Source organism: Phaeovulum molybdatiresistens (genome assembly GCF_023544865.1).
Classification (GTDB): domain Bacteria; phylum Pseudomonadota; class Alphaproteobacteria; order Rhodobacterales; family Rhodobacteraceae; genus Pontitalea.
In genome coordinates, this window is record NZ_JAMJFX010000003.1 from 119,649 (window position 1) to 136,036 (window position 16,388).

13 protein-coding genes are annotated in these 16,388 nt (G+C 69.5%); 7 read left to right on the plus strand and 6 right to left on the minus strand.

Annotation, left to right across the window (positions count from 1 at the left end; all coding sequences use genetic code 11):
• Positions 1–2,034 carry a penicillin-binding protein 1C gene (gene pbpC / locus MXB90_RS04015; RefSeq protein WP_250041349.1) on the plus strand — a complete coding sequence of 678 codons (2,034 nt, stop codon included), beginning with the start codon at positions 1–3 and terminating at the stop codon, positions 2,032–2,034.
• Between the two features lie 8 nt (positions 2,035–2,042).
• Here the strand turns inward: pbpC and bktB are convergent, their stop codons facing one another.
• The 4 genes from bktB to MXB90_RS04035 all read right to left on the minus strand — a co-directional run bounded on the left by bktB (position 2,043) and on the right by MXB90_RS04035 (position 6,941).
• A complete protein-coding gene (bktB, locus tag MXB90_RS04020; RefSeq protein WP_250041350.1) occupies positions 2,043–3,218 on the minus strand; it encodes a beta-ketothiolase BktB in 1,176 nt (391 codons plus the stop codon).
• Positions 3,219–3,316: 98 nt separating this feature from the next.
• On the minus strand, positions 3,317–4,057 hold the full coding sequence (locus MXB90_RS04025) for a metallophosphoesterase family protein (protein ID WP_250041351.1): 741 nt from the start codon (positions 4,055–4,057) through the stop codon (positions 3,317–3,319).
• A gap of 77 nt (positions 4,058–4,134) precedes the next feature.
• The gene (gene serA, locus MXB90_RS04030) at positions 4,135–5,730 is read right to left on the minus strand and encodes a phosphoglycerate dehydrogenase (RefSeq protein WP_250041352.1); all 1,596 of its coding nucleotides are present in this window, start codon (positions 5,728–5,730) and stop codon (positions 4,135–4,137) included.
• Positions 5,731–5,792: 62 nt separating this feature from the next.
• On the minus strand, positions 5,793–6,941 hold the full coding sequence (locus MXB90_RS04035) for a phosphoserine transaminase (RefSeq protein WP_250041354.1): 1,149 nt from the start codon (positions 6,939–6,941) through the stop codon (positions 5,793–5,795).
• A 149-nt stretch (positions 6,942–7,090) separates the two neighbouring features.
• Between MXB90_RS04035 and serB the strand changes: the two genes are divergently transcribed.
• Positions 7,091–7,963 carry a phosphoserine phosphatase SerB gene (serB, locus tag MXB90_RS04040; RefSeq protein WP_250041356.1) on the plus strand — a complete coding sequence of 291 codons (873 nt, stop codon included), beginning with the start codon at positions 7,091–7,093 and terminating at the stop codon, positions 7,961–7,963.
• Here serB and nagA read toward each other — a convergent pair.
• Together nagA and MXB90_RS04050 are read right to left on the minus strand one after the other, a co-directional pair.
• Positions 7,951–9,087: an N-acetylglucosamine-6-phosphate deacetylase gene (nagA, locus tag MXB90_RS04045; RefSeq protein ID WP_250041366.1), complete on the minus strand. Its 1,137-nt coding sequence runs from the start codon at positions 9,085–9,087 to the stop codon at positions 7,951–7,953. The genes serB and nagA overlap by 13 nt on opposite strands.
• Positions 9,084–9,914: a glucosamine kinase nucleotide-binding domain-containing protein gene (locus MXB90_RS04050; protein WP_250041368.1), complete on the minus strand. Its 831-nt coding sequence runs from the start codon at positions 9,912–9,914 to the stop codon at positions 9,084–9,086. Before MXB90_RS04050 ends, nagA begins: the two co-directional genes overlap by 4 nt.
• A 196-nt stretch (positions 9,915–10,110) precedes the next feature.
• On the opposite strand from MXB90_RS04050, the gene MXB90_RS04055 reads away from it, so the two are divergent.
• The 5 genes from MXB90_RS04055 to MXB90_RS04075 are packed head-to-tail and all read left to right on the plus strand — an operon-like array spanning position 10,111 to position 16,341.
• Complete coding sequence (locus MXB90_RS04055; protein ID WP_250041370.1) at positions 10,111–12,246, plus strand: FAD-dependent oxidoreductase; 2,136 nt, start codon at positions 10,111–10,113, stop codon at positions 12,244–12,246.
• Entirely contained in the window at positions 12,243–12,857 is a 615-nt protein-coding gene (locus MXB90_RS04060; protein ID WP_250041372.1) for a CDP-alcohol phosphatidyltransferase family protein, read from the plus strand. Before MXB90_RS04055 ends, MXB90_RS04060 begins: the two co-directional genes overlap by 4 nt.
• 3 nt (positions 12,858–12,860) lie before the next feature.
• Positions 12,861–14,039, plus strand: coding sequence for an ABC transporter substrate-binding protein (locus MXB90_RS04065; protein ID WP_250041374.1), 1,179 nt, complete (start codon positions 12,861–12,863; stop codon positions 14,037–14,039).
• On the plus strand, positions 14,036–15,709 hold the full coding sequence (locus MXB90_RS04070) for an ABC transporter permease (RefSeq protein WP_250041383.1): 1,674 nt from the start codon (positions 14,036–14,038) through the stop codon (positions 15,707–15,709). The genes MXB90_RS04065 and MXB90_RS04070 overlap by 4 nt, the downstream gene beginning before the upstream one ends.
• The gene (locus tag MXB90_RS04075) at positions 15,706–16,341 is read left to right on the plus strand and encodes an ATP-binding cassette domain-containing protein (protein ID WP_250041385.1); all 636 of its coding nucleotides are present in this window, start codon (positions 15,706–15,708) and stop codon (positions 16,339–16,341) included. The genes MXB90_RS04070 and MXB90_RS04075 overlap by 4 nt, the downstream gene beginning before the upstream one ends.
• The last annotated feature ends 47 nt before the right edge of the window (positions 16,342–16,388 follow it).

A 16,388-nucleotide genomic window follows, 5' to 3' on the forward strand; every position in this document is an offset into this window, starting at 1 on the left:
ATGCGCCGGACGGGGCTGATCTGGCTGGTCGCGGGGTTGTTGGCGTTTGCGACAGCCCGCGACGGGCTGGACCACTGGATCGCCCGCACCGACCTGCCGCCCCTGTCGGTGGCGGTCGGAACCGAGGTGCAGGCCCGCGACGGGTCGATCCTGCGCGCCTTTGCCGTGGCGGACGGGCGCTGGCGGCTGGCGCCCGGGCCGGTCGATCAGGAATTCCTGGCCGCGCTGATCGCTTATGAGGATCGCCGCTTTTACGACCATGGGGGCATCGACTCCTTGGCGGTCGCCCGGGCCGTATGGCAGGCGATCCGGGCGGGGCGGGTGGTGTCGGGGGCGTCCACGCTGACGATGCAGGTGGCCCGCCTGCTGGAAGAGGGGCCGACCGGCACGCTCTCGGGCAAGATCCGGCAGGCCCGGGTGGCGTTGGCGCTGGAACGGCGCCTGTCCAAGGCCGAAATCCTGGGCCTCTATTTGCGCCTTGCGCCCTATGGTGGCAATCTGGAAGGGGTGCGGGCGGCAACGCTGGCCTGGTTCGGCAAGGAACCCCGTCGCCTGACCGCGGCCGAGGCGGCGCTGCTGATCGCGCTGCCGCAAGCGCCCGAAGCGCGGCGCCCAGATCGCTTTCCCAAGGCGGCCGCGGCCGCGCGCGCCCGTGTTCTGGACCGGCTGGCTGCGGCCGGGGTGCTGGCCCCCGACCGGGCAGAGGCCGCCCTTGCCGAACCCGTGCCACTGCAGCGGCGCGACTTTCCCGCGCTGGCCCCGCATCTGGCGGCGCGGCTGGCCCGGGCCGCACCGCCGGGCGCGCAGATCGCCACCACCATCGATCCCGGCCTGCAACGCGCCGCGGAACGCCTGGCTGCGCGTGCCGTGGCCGGGCAGGGCGGGCAGGTTTCCGCGGCGGTGATCTTTGCCGATCATGCCACCGGCGCGGTTCTGGCGCATGTCGGCGGCGCCAGCTGGGGTGCCGAGGCGAACGCGGGCTTTGTCGACATGACCCAAGCGCCGCGATCGCCCGGATCGACGCTGAAGCCCTTTGTCTACGCGCTGGCCTTCGACGATGGCCTGGCCCATCCCGAAACGCTGATCGAGGATCGCCCGCTGGCCTTCGGCACCTGGGCACCGCAGAACTTCGACCGCCGTTTTCGCGGCACCGTCAGCATCCGCGCCGCGCTGACCGAATCGCTGAACATCCCCGTTGTCAGCCTGACCGAGGCGCTGGGCCCGGCGCGGCTTCTGGCCACGCTGCGGGCGGCGGGGATGCGGGCCGAGGTGCCCGCAGGCGCGCCGGGGCTGGCGGTGGCGCTGGGGGGGCTGGGGGTCAGTCTGCAGGATCTGGTGCAGGGCTATACGGGCCTGGCGCGGCTGGGGCGGCCCGTGCGCCTGTCGCCGCAGCCGGGGCAGGCGCAATTTCCCGACGGGCGGTTGTTCGGCCCTGTGGCCGCCTGGCAGGTGGCCGATATTCTGGCGCAGGTGCCGCCCCCCGCCGGGGCCGCGCCGGGGCGGATCGCCTTCAAGACCGGCACCAGCTATGGCCACCGCGACGCGCTGGCGCTGGGCTTTGACGGGCGCCATGTCGCGGGCGTCTGGCTGGGCCGTCCCGATGGCACGCCGGTCCCCGGCGCCTTTGGCGGTGATCTGGCCGCGCCGATCCTGTTCGAACTGTTCGACCGCGCCAAGCAGGCCCGCGACCCGCTGCCCCCGCCGCCGCCTGCCACGCTGCTGGTGCCCCATGCGCGCCTGCCGCAGCCGCTGCAGCGGTTCCGCCCGCGCGGTGTTCTGGTGCCCGATGCGCCGGGGGATGCCCCGGAACTGGCCTTCCCCCCCGATGGCGCCGAGGTTGAGGCGCAGGGCGGCCTGGTCGCCAAGCTGCGCGGCGGCACGCCGCCCTTCACCTGGCTGGCCAATGGCGCGCCGGTCGCCCTGGCCGAACGCGGGCGCGAGGTTCTGTTGCCGCTGTCCGGCCCCGGTTTCGTGACGCTGACGGTGATCGACGGGGGCGGGCGGTCCGCCGCCGCCTCGGTGCGGTTGCGCTAGGCGCCGGGTCAGACCCGTTCGATTGCCAAGGCGATGCCCTGCCCGCCGCCGATGCACATGGTGATCAGCGCGCGCCGTCCGCCGGTGCGTTCCAGCGCGTGCAGCGCCTTGACCGTGATGATCGCGCCGGTTGCCCCGACCGGATGGCCAAGCGCGATGGCGCCGCCGTCGGGGTTCACCTTCGCCGGGTCAAGGCCAAGCGCCGTGTTGACGGCCAGCGCCTGGGCGGCGAACGCCTCATTCGATTCGATGAGGTCGAAATCGCCGGGCTCCAGCCCGATGCGGGCGCAAAGCGCCTCGACCGCCGGGATCGGGCCGATGCCCATCACCTCGGGGCGCACGCCTGCCACGGCATGGCCCAGGATGCGCGCGCGCGGGCGCAGTCCCGCCGCCTCGGCCGCATCGGCCCGTGCCAGCACAAGCGCCGCCGCACCGTCATTGATCCCCGAGGCATTGCCCGCCGTGACCGTGCCGTCCTTGCGAAAGGCCGGGCGCAGCGCGGCCAGCGCGGCGGCGCTGGTGGCCTTGGGGTGTTCGTCGGTGTCGAAGATCACATGCCCCTTGCGGGCCGGAACCTCAACCGGGACGATTTCGGCCTTGAAATGCCCGGCGGCAATCGCGGCGGCGGCCCGGCGCTGGCTTTCCAGGGCGAAGGCATCCTGCATTTCGCGGGTGATGGCATGTTCGGCCGCGACGTTTTCGGCGGTGATGCCCATGTGCCCGGTGCCGAAGGGGCAGCTGAGCGTCTGGGTCAGCATGTCGATGGCCCTGATGTCGCCCATCTTCTGGCCGAAGCGCGCCTGCGGCAGGCTGTAGGGCGCGCGGCTCATGCATTCGGCGCCGCCGGCCAGGGCGAAATCGGCGTCCCCCAGCATCAGCGCCTGCGCCGCCGAAACGATGGCCTGCACCCCGGACCCGCACAGCCGGTTGACGTTCATCGCGGGGGTGCCGACCGGGATGCCCGCGTTGATCGCCGCGACCCGCGACAGATACATGTCACGCGGTTCGGTGGCGATGACATTGCCAAAGACCACCTGGCCGATCAGTTCGGGTGCGATCGTTGCGCGGTGCAGTGCCGCCTTGGCGGCGACGGTGGCAATGTCGATTGGCGCCAGGCCCGACAGGCCCCCGCCAAAGGTTCCGATGGCCGTCCGCGCGCCGGACAGGATGACGATCCCGGTCATGGCTGATCCCCTTTCGATTTTGCGCGAAGGCTATCGCCCGCCAATGCGTGGCACCAGTCCCGACCGAGGCCGTGACGTAGCGTCACGGTCCGTCGGTGTCAGCCCTGCGCCGGCAGCGGATCGCGCCCCATGGCGGTCAGCAGCCAGGCATCGCGCCCCTCGATCACCACGGCAGAGACCGGGCCGCCATAGCCGGCGCTGGAATCCAGGTTCAGGCGGTTGCCATAATGGGTGGCGCGGTCGATTGCGGTATGACCATGCACGACAAGGAAACCATGATCGCGCGGGTCATTCAGGAAATCGCCGCGAATCCACAGCAGATCATCTTCGGCCTGATATTGCAGCGCGATGCCGGGGCGGATGCCTGCGTGCACGAACAGCGCCGGTCCCCGCTGAAAATGAACGGGCAGGCGCGCCAGCCAGTCGACGTGATCGCGCGGCACGGCGGCCAGCGCCTCGGCGTGGATCTGTTCGACGGGGCGGTTGGCGGGTTCGCGCAGGCCATAGGATTCAAGCGTCTGCGGGCCGCCCAGACGGGGGTGCAGCCAGCTGAATTCTGCGCGCAGCCCCGGATCACGCGCCCAGGGGTCGGCCAGAAAACCCAGAAACATGCGGTCGTGGTTGCCCTTCAGCACTATCCAGTTTTCGCCCTGCGCCTGCCCGGCGATCAGATGGCGGACCACGCCCGCACTGTCGGGGCCGCGATCCACCAGATCGCCGACATGGATCACAGGCGCATCCGCGTCACCGCAGGCCACGCGATCGGCCGCGATCAGCGCATGGGCCTGGCGCAACAGGTCCAGCTGGCCGTGAATATCCCCGATCGCATAGCTGCGCATCGCACCCCCCAAGGACAAAGGCCCCCGCCGTCGCGGGGGCCAATGCCCATTACATCAAAGTCAGACGGGATTCGAGGTCAGGCGACTTCAAATTCCAGCGGCTTGACCTGCTGGAACAGCCCCGAGGCCTTCAGCTCATCGACCACGGCGGCGGGAAGCGGCTCATCCAGATACAGGATCGCGATGGCATCGCCACCGGCCGCGGCGCGGCCCAGGGTGAAGTTGGCGATGTTCACCTGATGCTTGCCCAGCGTGCCGCCCAGCGTGCCGATGATGCCGGGCACGTCCTTGTTGGTGGTATACAGCATGTGTGCCCCCACCTCGGCGTCGATGTTGATGCCCTTGATCTGGATGAAGCGCGGCTTGCCATCGCTGAACACGGTGCCCGCGACCGACCGTTCGCGGGTTTCGGTCACGACGGTCAGCTTGATGTAGCCATCGAACACGCCCGATTTCGCCTGGGTGGTGGTGGCGATGTTCACGCCCCGCTCTTTGGCGATGACCGGGGCCGAGACCATGTTCACATCCGGGTTCGCGGCCTTCATGATGCCCGCGATCGCGGCGCAGTTCAGCGCCTGCAGCTTCATGTCGGTCACGACACCATCGTAAAGGATGTTGATCGCCTGGATCGGCTCATCCGTCATCTGGCCGACGAAGTCACCCAGATGGCCCGCCAGCTTGACCCACGGGCCCATGACGGCGGCTTCCTCGGCGGTGACGGACGGCATGTTCAGGGCGTTCTGCACCGCGCCGGTCAGCAGGTAGTCCGACATCTGTTCGGCCACTTGCAGCGCCACGTTTTCCTGCGCCTCGGTGGTCGAGGCGCCCAGGTGCGGCGTCGCCACCACGTTCGGCAGGCCGAACAGCGGGCTGTCGGTCGCGGGTTCCACCGCGAACACGTCCAGCGCGGCGCCGGCGACATGGCCCGACTTCAGCAGTTCGGCCAGCGCCTCTTCGTCGATCAGGCCACCACGGGCGGCGTTGACGATACGGACACCCTTCTTGGTCTTGGCCAGGTTTTCGCGCGACAGGATGTTCTTGGTCTTTTCGGTCAGCGGCACGTGTAGCGTGATGAAATCGGCCTTGGCCAGCAGTTCATCCAGTTCCACCTTGGTGACGCCCATCGCCTTGGCGCGCTCTTCCGACAGGAAGGGGTCGTAGGCCATGACCTTCATCCGCAGACCCAGCGCGCGGTCGGCCACGATGGACCCGATGTTGCCCGCGCCGATCAGGCCCAGCGTCTTGTTGAAGACCTCGACGCCCATGAAGCGGTTCTTTTCCCACTTGCCGGACTTGGTCGACACTGACGCCTCGGGCAGTTCGCGGGCCACGGCGAACATCAGCGCGATGGCATGTTCGGCGGTGGTGACGCTGTTGCCAAAGGGCGTGTTCATCACGATCACGCCCTTTTTCGAGGCGGCCGGGATGTCCACGTTATCGACGCCAATACCGGCGCGGCCGATCACCTTCAGGTTTTTCGCGGCTTCCAGCACCTTTTCGGTGACCTTGGTGGCGGACCGGATCGCCAGACCGTCATACTGGCCGATCACTTCCAGCAGCTTGTCCTTGTCCTTGCCCAGATCGGGCATGTAATCCACCTCGACCCCGCGATCGCGGAAGATCTGCACGGCGGTTTCAGAGAGTTTGTCGGATACGAGAACCTTGGGCGCCATCACGGGCTCCTATCAAATGGGGTGGGGAAGGCGGGCGGCGGGGCCGCCCTGCCGGGTCCAGATCAGGCCTGCGCGGCGATCTCGGCCTCGAAGGCCCATTCAAGCCAGGGCATCAGCGCCGCGACATCCGCCGTTTCGACGGTCGAGCCGCACCAGATCCGCAGACCCGCGGGCGCGTCGCGATAGGCACCAACATCCAGCGCAACGCCTTCTTTTTCCAGCCGCTTGGCGACGGCCTTGGCAAAAGCGGCGGCGTCCTTGATCCGGTCGTCGGTGAACTTGAGGCAGACCGAGGTGGTCGAGGCCGTTGCCGGATCGACCGCGAGGTTCGCGATCCAGGGTTTGGCGGCGCAGAAATCCCACACGACCTTGGCGTTCGCCTCGGCCCGGGCGATCAGGCCCTTCAGCCCGCCGACGGATTTGGCCCATTTCAGCGCGACAAGATAATCCTCAACCGCCATCATCGAGGGGGTGTTGATCGTTTCGCCGACAAAGATGCCTTCGATCAGCTTGCCGCCCTTGGTCATGCGGAAGATCTTGGGCATCGGCCAGGCGGGGGTATAGCTTTCCAGACGTTCCACCGCGCGCGGCGACAGGATCAGGATCCCGTGCGCGCCTTCGCCGCCCAGCACCTTCTGCCACGAGAAAGTGACCACATCCAGTTTGTCCCACGGCAGGTCCATCGCAAACGCGGCCGAGGTCGCGTCACAGATGGTCAGGCCCGCGCGGTTCGCGGGGATCGCGTCGCCATTCGGCAGGCGCACGCCCGAGGTGGTGCCGTTCCAGGTGAAGACCACGTCCTTGTCGAAATCGACGGTGGCGAAATCCACGATCTCGCCATAAGGGGCCTTTTTCACGGTCGCGTCGAGCTTGAGCTGCTTGACCACGTCGGTGACCCAGCCTTCGCCGAAGGATTCCCAAGCCAGCATTTCCACGCCGCGCGCGCCCAGCAGCGACCACATCGCCATTTCCACGGCGCCCGTGTCCGAACCCGGCACGATGCCGATGCGGTAATCCGCCGGCACGCCCAGAATTTCGCGGGTCAGGTCGATGGCCTCTTTCAGCTTGGCCTTGCCGACGGCTGCGCGGTGCGACCGGCCCAGCGGCGCATCAGCAAGCATGTCGAGAGAGAAGCCAGGGATCTTCGCGCAGGGGCCCGAAGAAAAACGCGGATTGGCCGGCCGCGCAGCCGGGATCATGTGATCGGTCATGGTATCCTTCCAGATAAACGCCCCTCGTTGGGGAGAGGTGTCCCGCCGCTGGAAATACGCCTGCGCCTGCTCTGGCACAAGATGGAAAATTGCGATAATGCGCCGCATCTGACGCCAAAGACGACATCGCCCCAGACCGGAAGGCCCCCATGTTCATCGCAACCCTTCTTAGTGCCCCCGAAAAAGCCAATCTCGACCGGGTGACGGTCGAATCGCTGCGCGATGCCTGGGCGGGCGGGGCGGCGGAATGGCTCAACCCCGGGGTTGCGGCGGAATTTGAACTGCCCGAGGTGCCCGCGAACCGCTGGCAGGTTTGGGAAGGCCTGCAGAGGCTGGGTGTCGACCTGGTGATCCAGCCCGCCGAGGGGCGGCAAAAGCGGATGCTGCTGGCCGATATGGACAGCACGATGATCCAGCAGGAATGCATTGATGAACTGGCCGATGTCGCGGGCGTGGGCGACCGGGTCAAGGACATCACCGCCCGCGCGATGAATGGCGAGCTGGATTTTGAAGGCGCGCTCACCGAACGCGTGGGCCTGCTGAAAGGTCTGCCGCAATCGGTGATCGGGCAGGTCATCGCGGAACGCATCACCTTCATGCCCGGCGGGCGTGAACTGTTGGCGACGATGAAGGCCAATGGCGCCTATACGGTTCTGGTGTCGGGCGGGTTCACGGCTTTTACCGGCCATGTCGCGGGCACGCTGGGCTTTGACGAGGCCCGCGCCAACACGCTTTTGGTCGCGGACGGCCATCTGACCGGCGAGGTTGCCCGCCCGATCCTGGGGCGCGAGGCCAAGATGCAGGCACTGACCGAGGTTTCGGCGCGCCTTGGCATCACCCACGATCAGGTGATGGCGGTGGGCGATGGCGCGAATGACCTTGGCATGCTGGGCATGGCGGGCGCCGGGGTGGCGCTGCATGCCAAGCCCGCGGTCGCGGCGCAATGCGACATCCGCATCAACCACGGCGACCTGACGGCGCTGCTGTATATCCAGGGCTACCGGGTCGATCAGTTCGCCTGAACCGGCGCGCCCGCCTGCCAGACGCGGGTCAGGTTCCAGTCGGCATCGAAATGCACCAGATCGGCGGGCAGGCCGGGGGCGATACGGCCCCGGTCGGCCCCGATCACCTGCGCCGGAATGCGCGTGGCCATCGCCAGCGCGCGTTCGGGCGCGACGCCCACCTGTTCGATCATGAAGCGCACCGCCTGCGGCAGGCTCAGGTCCGCCCCGGCCAGTGTGCCATCCTCCAGCGTCAGCCGGCCGTCGCGGCGCAGTATGCGGCGGTGGCCCAGATGGAACTCGGTCAGGTCTGTGCCCGCCACGGCCATCGCGTCGGAAACCAGGAACACCGCGCCCGCGCGTTTGGCGGCCAGCGCCAGGCGGATGGTTTCGGGATGCACATGCACGCCATCGGCGATCAGGCCGCAGGCCAGTGGCAGCGACAGGGCCGCGCCGACAAGGCCCGGCTCGCGGCTGCCAAGCGCGCTCATCGCGTTGAAGAGATGCGTGACGCAGGTGGCGCCCGCGGCATGGGCGGCGGCGGCCTCGGCCAGGGTGCAATCGGCATGGCCCAGGCTGACCACCGCCCCCGCCGCGCGCAGGGCCGCGATCTGATCCGGCCGGGCCGAGGCCGGGGCCAGCGTCACCATCAGCGCGGGCAGGGCGCGGGCGGCGGCGATCAGCGCGGCAAGGTCATCCTCGGTCATCGGGCGGATCAGGGCCGGGTCATGCGCGCCGTGGCGGCGCGGGTCCAGATGCGGGCCTTCTAGATGCAGGCCAAGGAACCCCGGCACGCGCGCCTTTGCAGCGGCGATTCCGGCCCGGATCACGGCGGCGGTGGCCTGCGGTGTGTCGGTGATCAGCGTGGGCAAGATGCCCGTCACGCCCAGCCGCGCGTGGGCCGCGCAGATCCGGGCGAGGGTGTCCACGGTCGCGCTACCATCAAGCAAGATCCCGTCGCCGCCATTCACCTGCAGGTCGATCAGCCCCGGCGCCAGCACCCCGCCGTTCAGGTCAATCGCGCCTGCGGGTGCCTCGGCCTCGGTCAGGATGGCGGCAATCCGGTCGCCCTCGATCGCCAGGGCAAGGCCGGGGCGGATTGTCGTGCCGTCGAACAGGGCGGCGCCGGTCAGAATCTGGGTCATGTCGCGGCCAACCGGCGGGCCATGTGCAACGCGCCGTCCATGTTGTCGCCCAGGGCGGGGCGAATCTGCCAGCGGTCGCGCAGGCGGGTGGCGTAGGCCGGGCCAAGGCCGCCGGTGAAGGTAACGGGCAGCGCGCCGCCCTGCTGCAAAAGGCCGATGGCGGCGGCGACCTCGGCCGTGGCGGCGCCCAGAACCGCGATCGCGGCGGGGTCGTCGCTGCCGGTGACAAGCGGCGCAAGGGCGGCGAAATCCGCCGGGCGTGCGGATTGGGCAAAGGCGGCTAGCCCCGCGCCGCCGCCGTGGTCATCCAGTAACCGCCGCAACAGCGGCGTCAGCGGCACAAAGCCGTCCAATCCCCGTAGCGCCCGCGCCATCAGCGCCCGCCCGATCCACGCGCCCGACCCCTCGTCGCCCAAGACCAGCCCCCAGCCGCCGATCACCCGCAGCGCGCCGGCGCGCCGCACCGCAAAGACCGACCCGGTGCCCATTGCGGCAAGGATGCCATCGTCATCCCCCAGGGCGCCGGCCACCGCGATCTGCACATCCTGTACCACCTGCACACGGGCAAAGGGCAGACCTTGCGCAATGCGCGCGGCGGCCTCGGGGAAATTCGCGCCCGCAAGGCCCAGTACGGCGCAGACCTGATCGGGGGGGCAATGGCCTTGCATCACCGCCCCGGCAGCAGCAAGGATCGCGGCGCGCGCGCCCTGCGGATCGGTGACGATATTTGCCGGGCCTGCGCTGGCGCGGGCGATCACGCGGCCTGTCGCATCGGCCAGCGCCGCGCGGCATCCGGTGCCACCGCCATCCAGTCCAAGAAGAAACATGCCCGCCCCCTTGCAGCCCCGCGCCGCCAGATTGCCAAAACCCCGCGCCCGGCGAAAGGGTGGCTGGCGCGGACTGCGCTTTTTCCGCCTTATGCCGGGGCGTGCGGATTTTTTGGGTGACATTCGGCCCGCTTGCGCCAATTGAGGGGGGCGGGCGCGTATCGCCGCCCGAAGCGATGGGCGGCAAGGGAAAACGATGCGCAAACCGGTGATCTTTGCGGCGCTGGCGCTGGGGGTGCTGGGTCTGATCTGGGCCAGCGGCGGGGTGCCCGCCGATCTGGATGGCCTGCGCGCCGCGCTGGCCCACGCTGAAGGCTGGCGCGCGGCGCATCCCGCCGCCTTTGCGGCGCTGTTCTTTGCCGCCTATGTCACGGTCACGGCGCTGTCGCTGCCCTTTGCGGTCTGGATGACGTTGGCGGCGGGGGCGGTGTTCGGGTTCTGGGGCGGGCTGGTGCTGGTGTCCTTCGCCTCGACGCTGGGGGCGACGCTGGCCTTTCTGGCGGCGCGGTTTTTGTTGCGCGACTGGGTGATGGCGCGGCTGGGCGCGCGCGCCAAGGCGGTGGAACAGGGGCTGGAACGCGACGGGGCGTTCTACCTGTTCTCGCTTCGGCTGATCCCGGTGGTGCCGTTCTTTGCGCTGAACCTGCTGATGGGCCTGACCGCGATGCCTGCGCGGCGGTTCTATTGGGTCAGCCAGTTGGGGATGCTGCCGGGCACGGCGGTCTATACCAACGCGGGCACGCAGCTGGGGCGGATTGACAGCCTGTCGGGCGTGATCTCGGCCCCCGTTCTGGGTGCTTTTGCGGCGCTGGCGGTGTTTCCGTGGCTGGCGCGGCTGCTGTTGGGCGTTTTGCGGCGCAGGCGCGCCTATCGCGGCTACACGCGTCCGGCGCGGTTCGACCGCAACCTGATCGTGATCGGGGCAGGTGCGGCGGGGCTGGTCACGGCCTATGTCGCGGCGGCCGCCAAGGCACGCGTCACGTTGATTGAGGCGCACAAGATGGGCGGCGATTGCCTGAACTATGGCTGCGTGCCGTCCAAGGGGCTGATCCGCTCGGCCAAGGTCGCGCATCAGATGCGCCATGCCGACCGCTTTGGCCTGACGCCCGCCGATCCGGGCGTGTCGTTCCGCGCCGTGATGGCGCGGGTGCGGCAGGTGATTGCCGACATCGCGCCGCATGACAGTGTCGAACGCTATGAGGGGCTGGGGGTTGAGGTGCTGCAGGGCCACGCCCGGCTGATCGATCCCTGGACGGTCGAGGTGACCGGCGAGGCCGGGGCACAGCGTCTGACGGCGCGGGCGATCGTGCTGGCGACCGGGGCCGCGCCGGTGATCCCCGATCTGCCGGGGCTGGCGGATGTTGGGCCGCTGACCTCGGACACGTTGTGGGACCGACTGGCCGACCGTGACACCCCGCCCGCGCAGCTGTTGCTGCTGGGCGGCGGGCCGATCGGCTGCGAATTGGCGCAGGCGTTCCAGCGGCTGGGGTCACAGGTGACGCTGGTGGAACAGGGCCCCCGCCTGCTGCCGCGCGACGATGCCGAGGCCGCCGAACTGGTCCGCGCGTCGCTGGTGGCGGATGGGGTGCAGGTGCTGACCGGCCACCGGGCGCTGGCCTTTGGTGCGCAGGTCGGCAAATGGGTCGATCTGGACGGCGGTCAGCGGGTCGAGTTTGACGAGGTGATCGTGGCCGTGGGCCGCGCCGCGCGGTTGCAGGGCTACGGGCTGGAGGATCTGGGCATCCCCACCACCCGCGTGATCGAGACGAACGACTATCTGGAAACCGTTTTCCCCAACATCTACGCCGCCGGCGATGCGGCGGGGCCGTTTCAACTGACCCATGCTGCGGCGCATCAGGCGTGGTTCGCCGCGGTGAACGGGCTGTTTGCGCCCTTCTGGCGGATCAAGGCCGATTACCGGGTGATCCCCGCAGCCGTTTTCACCGACCCCGAGGTTGCCCGCGTCGGCCTGACCGAGGACGAGGCCCGCGACCGGGGCATCCCCTTTGAGGTCACCCGCTACGGCATCGACGATCTTGACCGCGCGATTGCCGACAGCACGGCGCGCGGCTTTGTCAAGGTGTTGACCCCGCCCGGCAAGGACCGGATTCTGGGCGTGACCATCGTGGGCGAACATGCGGGGGATCTGTTGGCGGAATTCGTTCTGGCGATGAAACAGGGGCTGGGGCTGGGCCGGATCCTGTCCACGATCCACATCTACCCGACCCTGGCCGAGGCGAACAAATTCGTCGCCGGCAACTGGCGCCGGGCGCATGTGGCCCCGCGCGCGCTGGCGGTTCTGGCGCGGTTCCACGGCTGGAGACGCGGATGATCGACGCCGCGCTTTTGCCCCTGCAGCGCCGCCTGCTGCATCCCCCGGCCCGCGCGCTGGTGGGTTTGGGGGTGCAGGCCGACCAGATCACCATTGCGGGGTTCGTGCTGGGCCTTGGCGCGGTGGTGGCCCTGACGGCGGGCGCCTTTGGCGCGGCGCTGGCCTTCATCGCGCTGAACCGGCTGGCCGACGGGCTGGATGGCGCGGTGGCGCGGATCACCGGGCCGACTGATCGCGGCGCCTTTCTGGATATCGCGCTTGATTTCGTGTTCTACGCGCTGGTGCCTTTGGGCTTTGCGCTGGCCGATCCTGCCGCCAACGCCCTGCCTGCGGCGGTTCTGATCGCGGCCTTCGTCGGCACTGGCTCCAGCTTTCTGGCCTTTGCCAGCATCGCCGCCAAGCGCCGCCTGCGGACCGATGCCTACCCGGCCAAGGGCATTTATTACCTGGGCGGTCTGACCGAGGGGGCCGAGACCATCGCCTTTTTCGCCGCCGCCTGCCTGTGGCCCGGGGGCTTCCCGGTTCTGGCCTATGTCTTTTCCGCCGCCTGCGCGGTGACCACCCTGACCCGCTGGCATATGGGCTGGCGGGCTTTTGCCGACAAAGGATGACCGATGCGTCTGTTGCTGACCGCCCTTGCCCTGACCGCCGCCACCCCCGCCCTTGCCGACTGGCAGGCCACGCTGGATGCCGCGCGCGGCCAGACCATCTATTTCAACGCCTGGGGCGGGGATCAGCGCACCAATGACTTCATCGCCTGGGTGGGCCAGCAGACCGAGGCGCGGTACGGCGTGAAGGTTGAACAGGTAAAACTGACCGACACCGCCGAGGCCGTGTCGCGCGTGATTGCGGAAAAGGCGGCGGGCAAGGATACGGGCGGCTCGGTCGACCTCATCTGGATCAATGGGCCGAACTTTCTGGCGATGCAACAGGCGGGGCTGCTGCATGGTCCCTTCGTCGCAGACCTTCCAAATGCGCGGTTCGTGGACCTGTCCGCGGGCGCCCCGGCCAGCCTTGATTTCACCGTGCCGGTCGAGGGGATGGAATCGCCCTGGCGGTTGGCGAAATTCGTCTTTGTCCATGACAGCGCCCGCGTCGATCCGCCCGAAACGATGGCGGATTTCGTCGGTTTGGCCACGGCCCATCCGGGGCGGATGACGCATCCAAACCCCGCGAATTTCATGGGCGCAACCTTCCTGAAACAGGCGCTGGTTGAACTGGCGCTCGATCCGGCGGTGCTGCAATCCGAACCGACCGAGGAAAGCTATTCCGCCGCCACAGCGCCGCTGTGGGCCTGGTATGACGCGCTGCGCCCGCATCTGTGGCGCGCGGGCGAAAGCTTCCCCGAGAATGAATCGGTGCAGGCCCAGATGCTGAACGATGGCGAGGTCGATATCGCGATGTTCTTTGATCCGGCCGCCGCCGCCTCGATGATCGAACAGGGGCTGCTGCCGGAAACCGCGCGCGTTTTTGTCCCGAAGGGCGGCAGCCTTGGCAACGTGTCCTTCGTCGCGATCCCCTACAACGCCGCGCATAAAGAAGGCGCCAAGGTCGTCGCCGATTTCCTGCTGGAACCCGCGACCCAGGCGCGGATGCAGGACATCACCGTGCTGGGCTCGTTCTCGGTCCTTGATCCGGCCCGGCTGGACGGGGCGGCGCGCGCGGCCTTTGACGCGCTGCCGACCGCGCCCGCCCTGCCGACCCTGGAGGATCTGGGCCCGACCCTGGCCGAGCCGCACCCGGCCTGGATGACCCGACTGACGGCGGATTGGGCCGCGCGCTATACGAAATGATCGGCGCGCGCGTCATCCGCGGGCTGGTGGTGCTGGGGATCGGCGGGCCGATCCTGGCGGGGCTGGCGGTGACGCTGGCGGCCGCCTTCGGCTGGTTGCCGGCGATCGGCGCGCGCGAACCGGGTCTTGATCCCTGGCGTCAGGCCATGGCTTTGCCGGGGGTCGCCACCAGTTTGCGGCTGACGCTGGTGACCGGGTTCGGGGCCGCGGCGGCATCCTTGGCGCTGGCGCTGGCGCTGGGCCTTTGGACCGCGCGGCATCCCGGTGTTCTGCGCTGGCTTTCGCCGCTGCTGGCGGTGCCGCATGCGGCATTGGCGATCGGGCTGGCCTTTCTGATCGCGCCTTCCGGCTGGATCGCGCGGGGCCTAAGCGGCCCTTTGGGCTGGACGCAGCCGCCCGATCTGGCGACCGTCGGCGACCCCTGGGGGTTTGCGCTGATCCTGGGGCTGATGATGAAAGAGGTGCCGTTCCTGTTGCTGGTGATCGTGGCGGCGCTGTCGCGGGTGCCGGTGGCGGCGCAGATGGCGGCGGGCCGGGCGCTGGGCTATGGCGCGGGCGCGGTCTGGGCCAAGGTGATCGTGCCGCAGCTTTACCCGCTGATCCGGCTGCCGGTTTTCGTGGTGCTGGCGTTTTCGATGTCGGTGGTGGACATGGCCTTGATCCTTGGTCCGTCGCATCCGCCAACGCTGGCCGTGGCGATCCTGCGCGGCTTTTCGGCGCCTGATCCGGCGATGATCCTGCCAGCCTCGGCCCTGGCGATGTTGCAGGCGGGGATCGTCGCGGGCGGCGTGGCCTCGTGGTGGCTGGCCGAGCGGGCATTGGCCGTGGCGGGCAGGCTTTGGCTGCGCCGGGGCGGGCGCGGGGGCGCGGGCCCGGTATGGGCGATAGCGGCCGTCGGCGGGGGGACCGGTCTGGTGCTGGCGGTCGGATCACTGTCGGTGCTGGCAATCTGGTCGCTTGCGTGGCGCTGGCGCTTTCCGCAGGCCCTGCCCGAAAGCTGGTCGCTGCGGATCTGGGCCGCGCCGGGGCAGGGCTGGGGCGGCGATGCGCTGGTGACGCTGGGGCTTGGGCTGGTGGCGGCGGCGCTGGCGCTGGCGCTGGCCATCGCCTGGCTTGAGGCCGAGGACCGACTGGGCCGTCGCACGCCGCTGGCGGCGCTGGTCGCCTTGCCGCTTCTGGTGCCGCAGATCGCGTTCCTGCATGGGGTGAACGTGGCCTTCCTGCGCGCGGGCCTGCCGCCCGGCTTCGCGGCGGTGGTCTGGGCGCACCTGCTGTTCGTCTTTCCCTATGTGCTGCTGGCCCTTGCGGGGCCGTGGCGCGCGCTGGATGCGGGGCTGATCCGGTCCGCCGCCAGCCTTGGCGCGGGGCCGGCGCGGCGGCTGGCGGGGGTCAAGCTGCCGATCCTGCTGCGCCCGATCCTGACGGCTGCGGCGATCGGTTTTGCCGTGTCGGTCGCGCAATATCTGCCGACGCTGTTTCTGGGCGGGGGCCGTGTGGTGACCCTGACGACCGAGGCGGTGGCGCTGTCCTCGGCCTCGGACCGGCGGGTCGCGGCGGTCTATGCGGTGTTGCAGGGCGCGCTGCCGCTGCTGGCCTTTGGCGCGGCGATCACCCTGCCCGCACTGGTGCAGCGCAACCGCGCGGGCCTGACCGGGGGGCTGATCCGATGACGCTGATCTTGCAGGATGTGACCGTGACCGCGCCCGGTGCCAGCGCACCGCTGTTTGCGCCCCTAAGCCTGACGGTGCCGCCCGGTGTGGTGGCGGCGGTGATGGGGCCGTCGGGGGTGGGCAAGTCCACGCTGCTGGATCTGATCGGCGGGCATCTGGGGCGGGGCTTTCGCGCGACGGGCCGGGTGACGCTGGACGGGCGCGACCTGCTGCCCCTGCCGGCCGAGGCGCGACGGGTGGGGGTGCTGTTTCAGGATGCCCACCTGTTCCCGCATCTGTCGGTGGGCGACAACCTGGCCTTTGGCCTGTCCGCGCAGGTGCGCGGCCGCACCGCCCGCCGCGCCGCCGTGGAACAGGCGCTGGACCGGGCGGGCCTGTCGGGCATGGCGCGGCGCGACCCGGCCACGCTGTCGGGCGGGCAGCGGGCGCGGGCCGCGCTGATGCGCACGCTTCTGGCGCGGCCCCGGGCGATCTTGCTGGATGAGCCGTTCTCGCGCCTTGATGCCGCGCTGCGCGCCGAGATCCGCGCCTTCGTGCTGGACCACATCCGCGCCGAGGCGATCCCCGCGCTTCTGGTCACCCATGACCCCGAGGATGCGCGCGCCGCCGCCGGGCCCATCGTGCCGCTCTGACGCGCCAAACCGCCTTGCCCCGCCAGCCCGCGCGCTTTATGCCATAG

Bases quoted from the DNA above. Each gene is read 5' to 3' on its own strand.
- pbpC (WP_250041349.1), top strand. From the start codon at position 1: ATGCGCCGGACGGGGCTGATCTGGCTGGTCGCGGGGTTGTTGGCGTTT.
- bktB (WP_250041350.1), bottom strand. From the start codon at position 3,218: ATGACCGGGATCGTCATCCTGTCCGGCGCGCGGACGGCCATCGGAACC.
- MXB90_RS04025 (WP_250041351.1), bottom strand. From the start codon at position 4,057: ATGCGCAGCTATGCGATCGGGGATATTCACGGCCAGCTGGACCTGTTG.
- serA (WP_250041352.1), bottom strand. From the start codon at position 5,730: ATGGCGCCCAAGGTTCTCGTATCCGACAAACTCTCTGAAACCGCCGTG.
- MXB90_RS04035 (WP_250041354.1), bottom strand. From the start codon at position 6,941: ATGACCGATCACATGATCCCGGCTGCGCGGCCGGCCAATCCGCGTTTT.
- serB (WP_250041356.1), top strand. From the start codon at position 7,091: ATGTTCATCGCAACCCTTCTTAGTGCCCCCGAAAAAGCCAATCTCGAC.
- nagA (WP_250041366.1), bottom strand. From the start codon at position 9,087: ATGACCCAGATTCTGACCGGCGCCGCCCTGTTCGACGGCACGACAATC.
- MXB90_RS04050 (WP_250041368.1), bottom strand. From the start codon at position 9,914: ATGTTTCTTCTTGGACTGGATGGCGGTGGCACCGGATGCCGCGCGGCG.
- MXB90_RS04055 (WP_250041370.1), top strand. From the start codon at position 10,111: ATGCGCAAACCGGTGATCTTTGCGGCGCTGGCGCTGGGGGTGCTGGGT.
- MXB90_RS04060 (WP_250041372.1), top strand. From the start codon at position 12,243: ATGATCGACGCCGCGCTTTTGCCCCTGCAGCGCCGCCTGCTGCATCCC.
- MXB90_RS04065 (WP_250041374.1), top strand. From the start codon at position 12,861: ATGCGTCTGTTGCTGACCGCCCTTGCCCTGACCGCCGCCACCCCCGCC.
- MXB90_RS04070 (WP_250041383.1), top strand. From the start codon at position 14,036: ATGATCGGCGCGCGCGTCATCCGCGGGCTGGTGGTGCTGGGGATCGGC.
- MXB90_RS04075 (WP_250041385.1), top strand. From the start codon at position 15,706: ATGACGCTGATCTTGCAGGATGTGACCGTGACCGCGCCCGGTGCCAGC.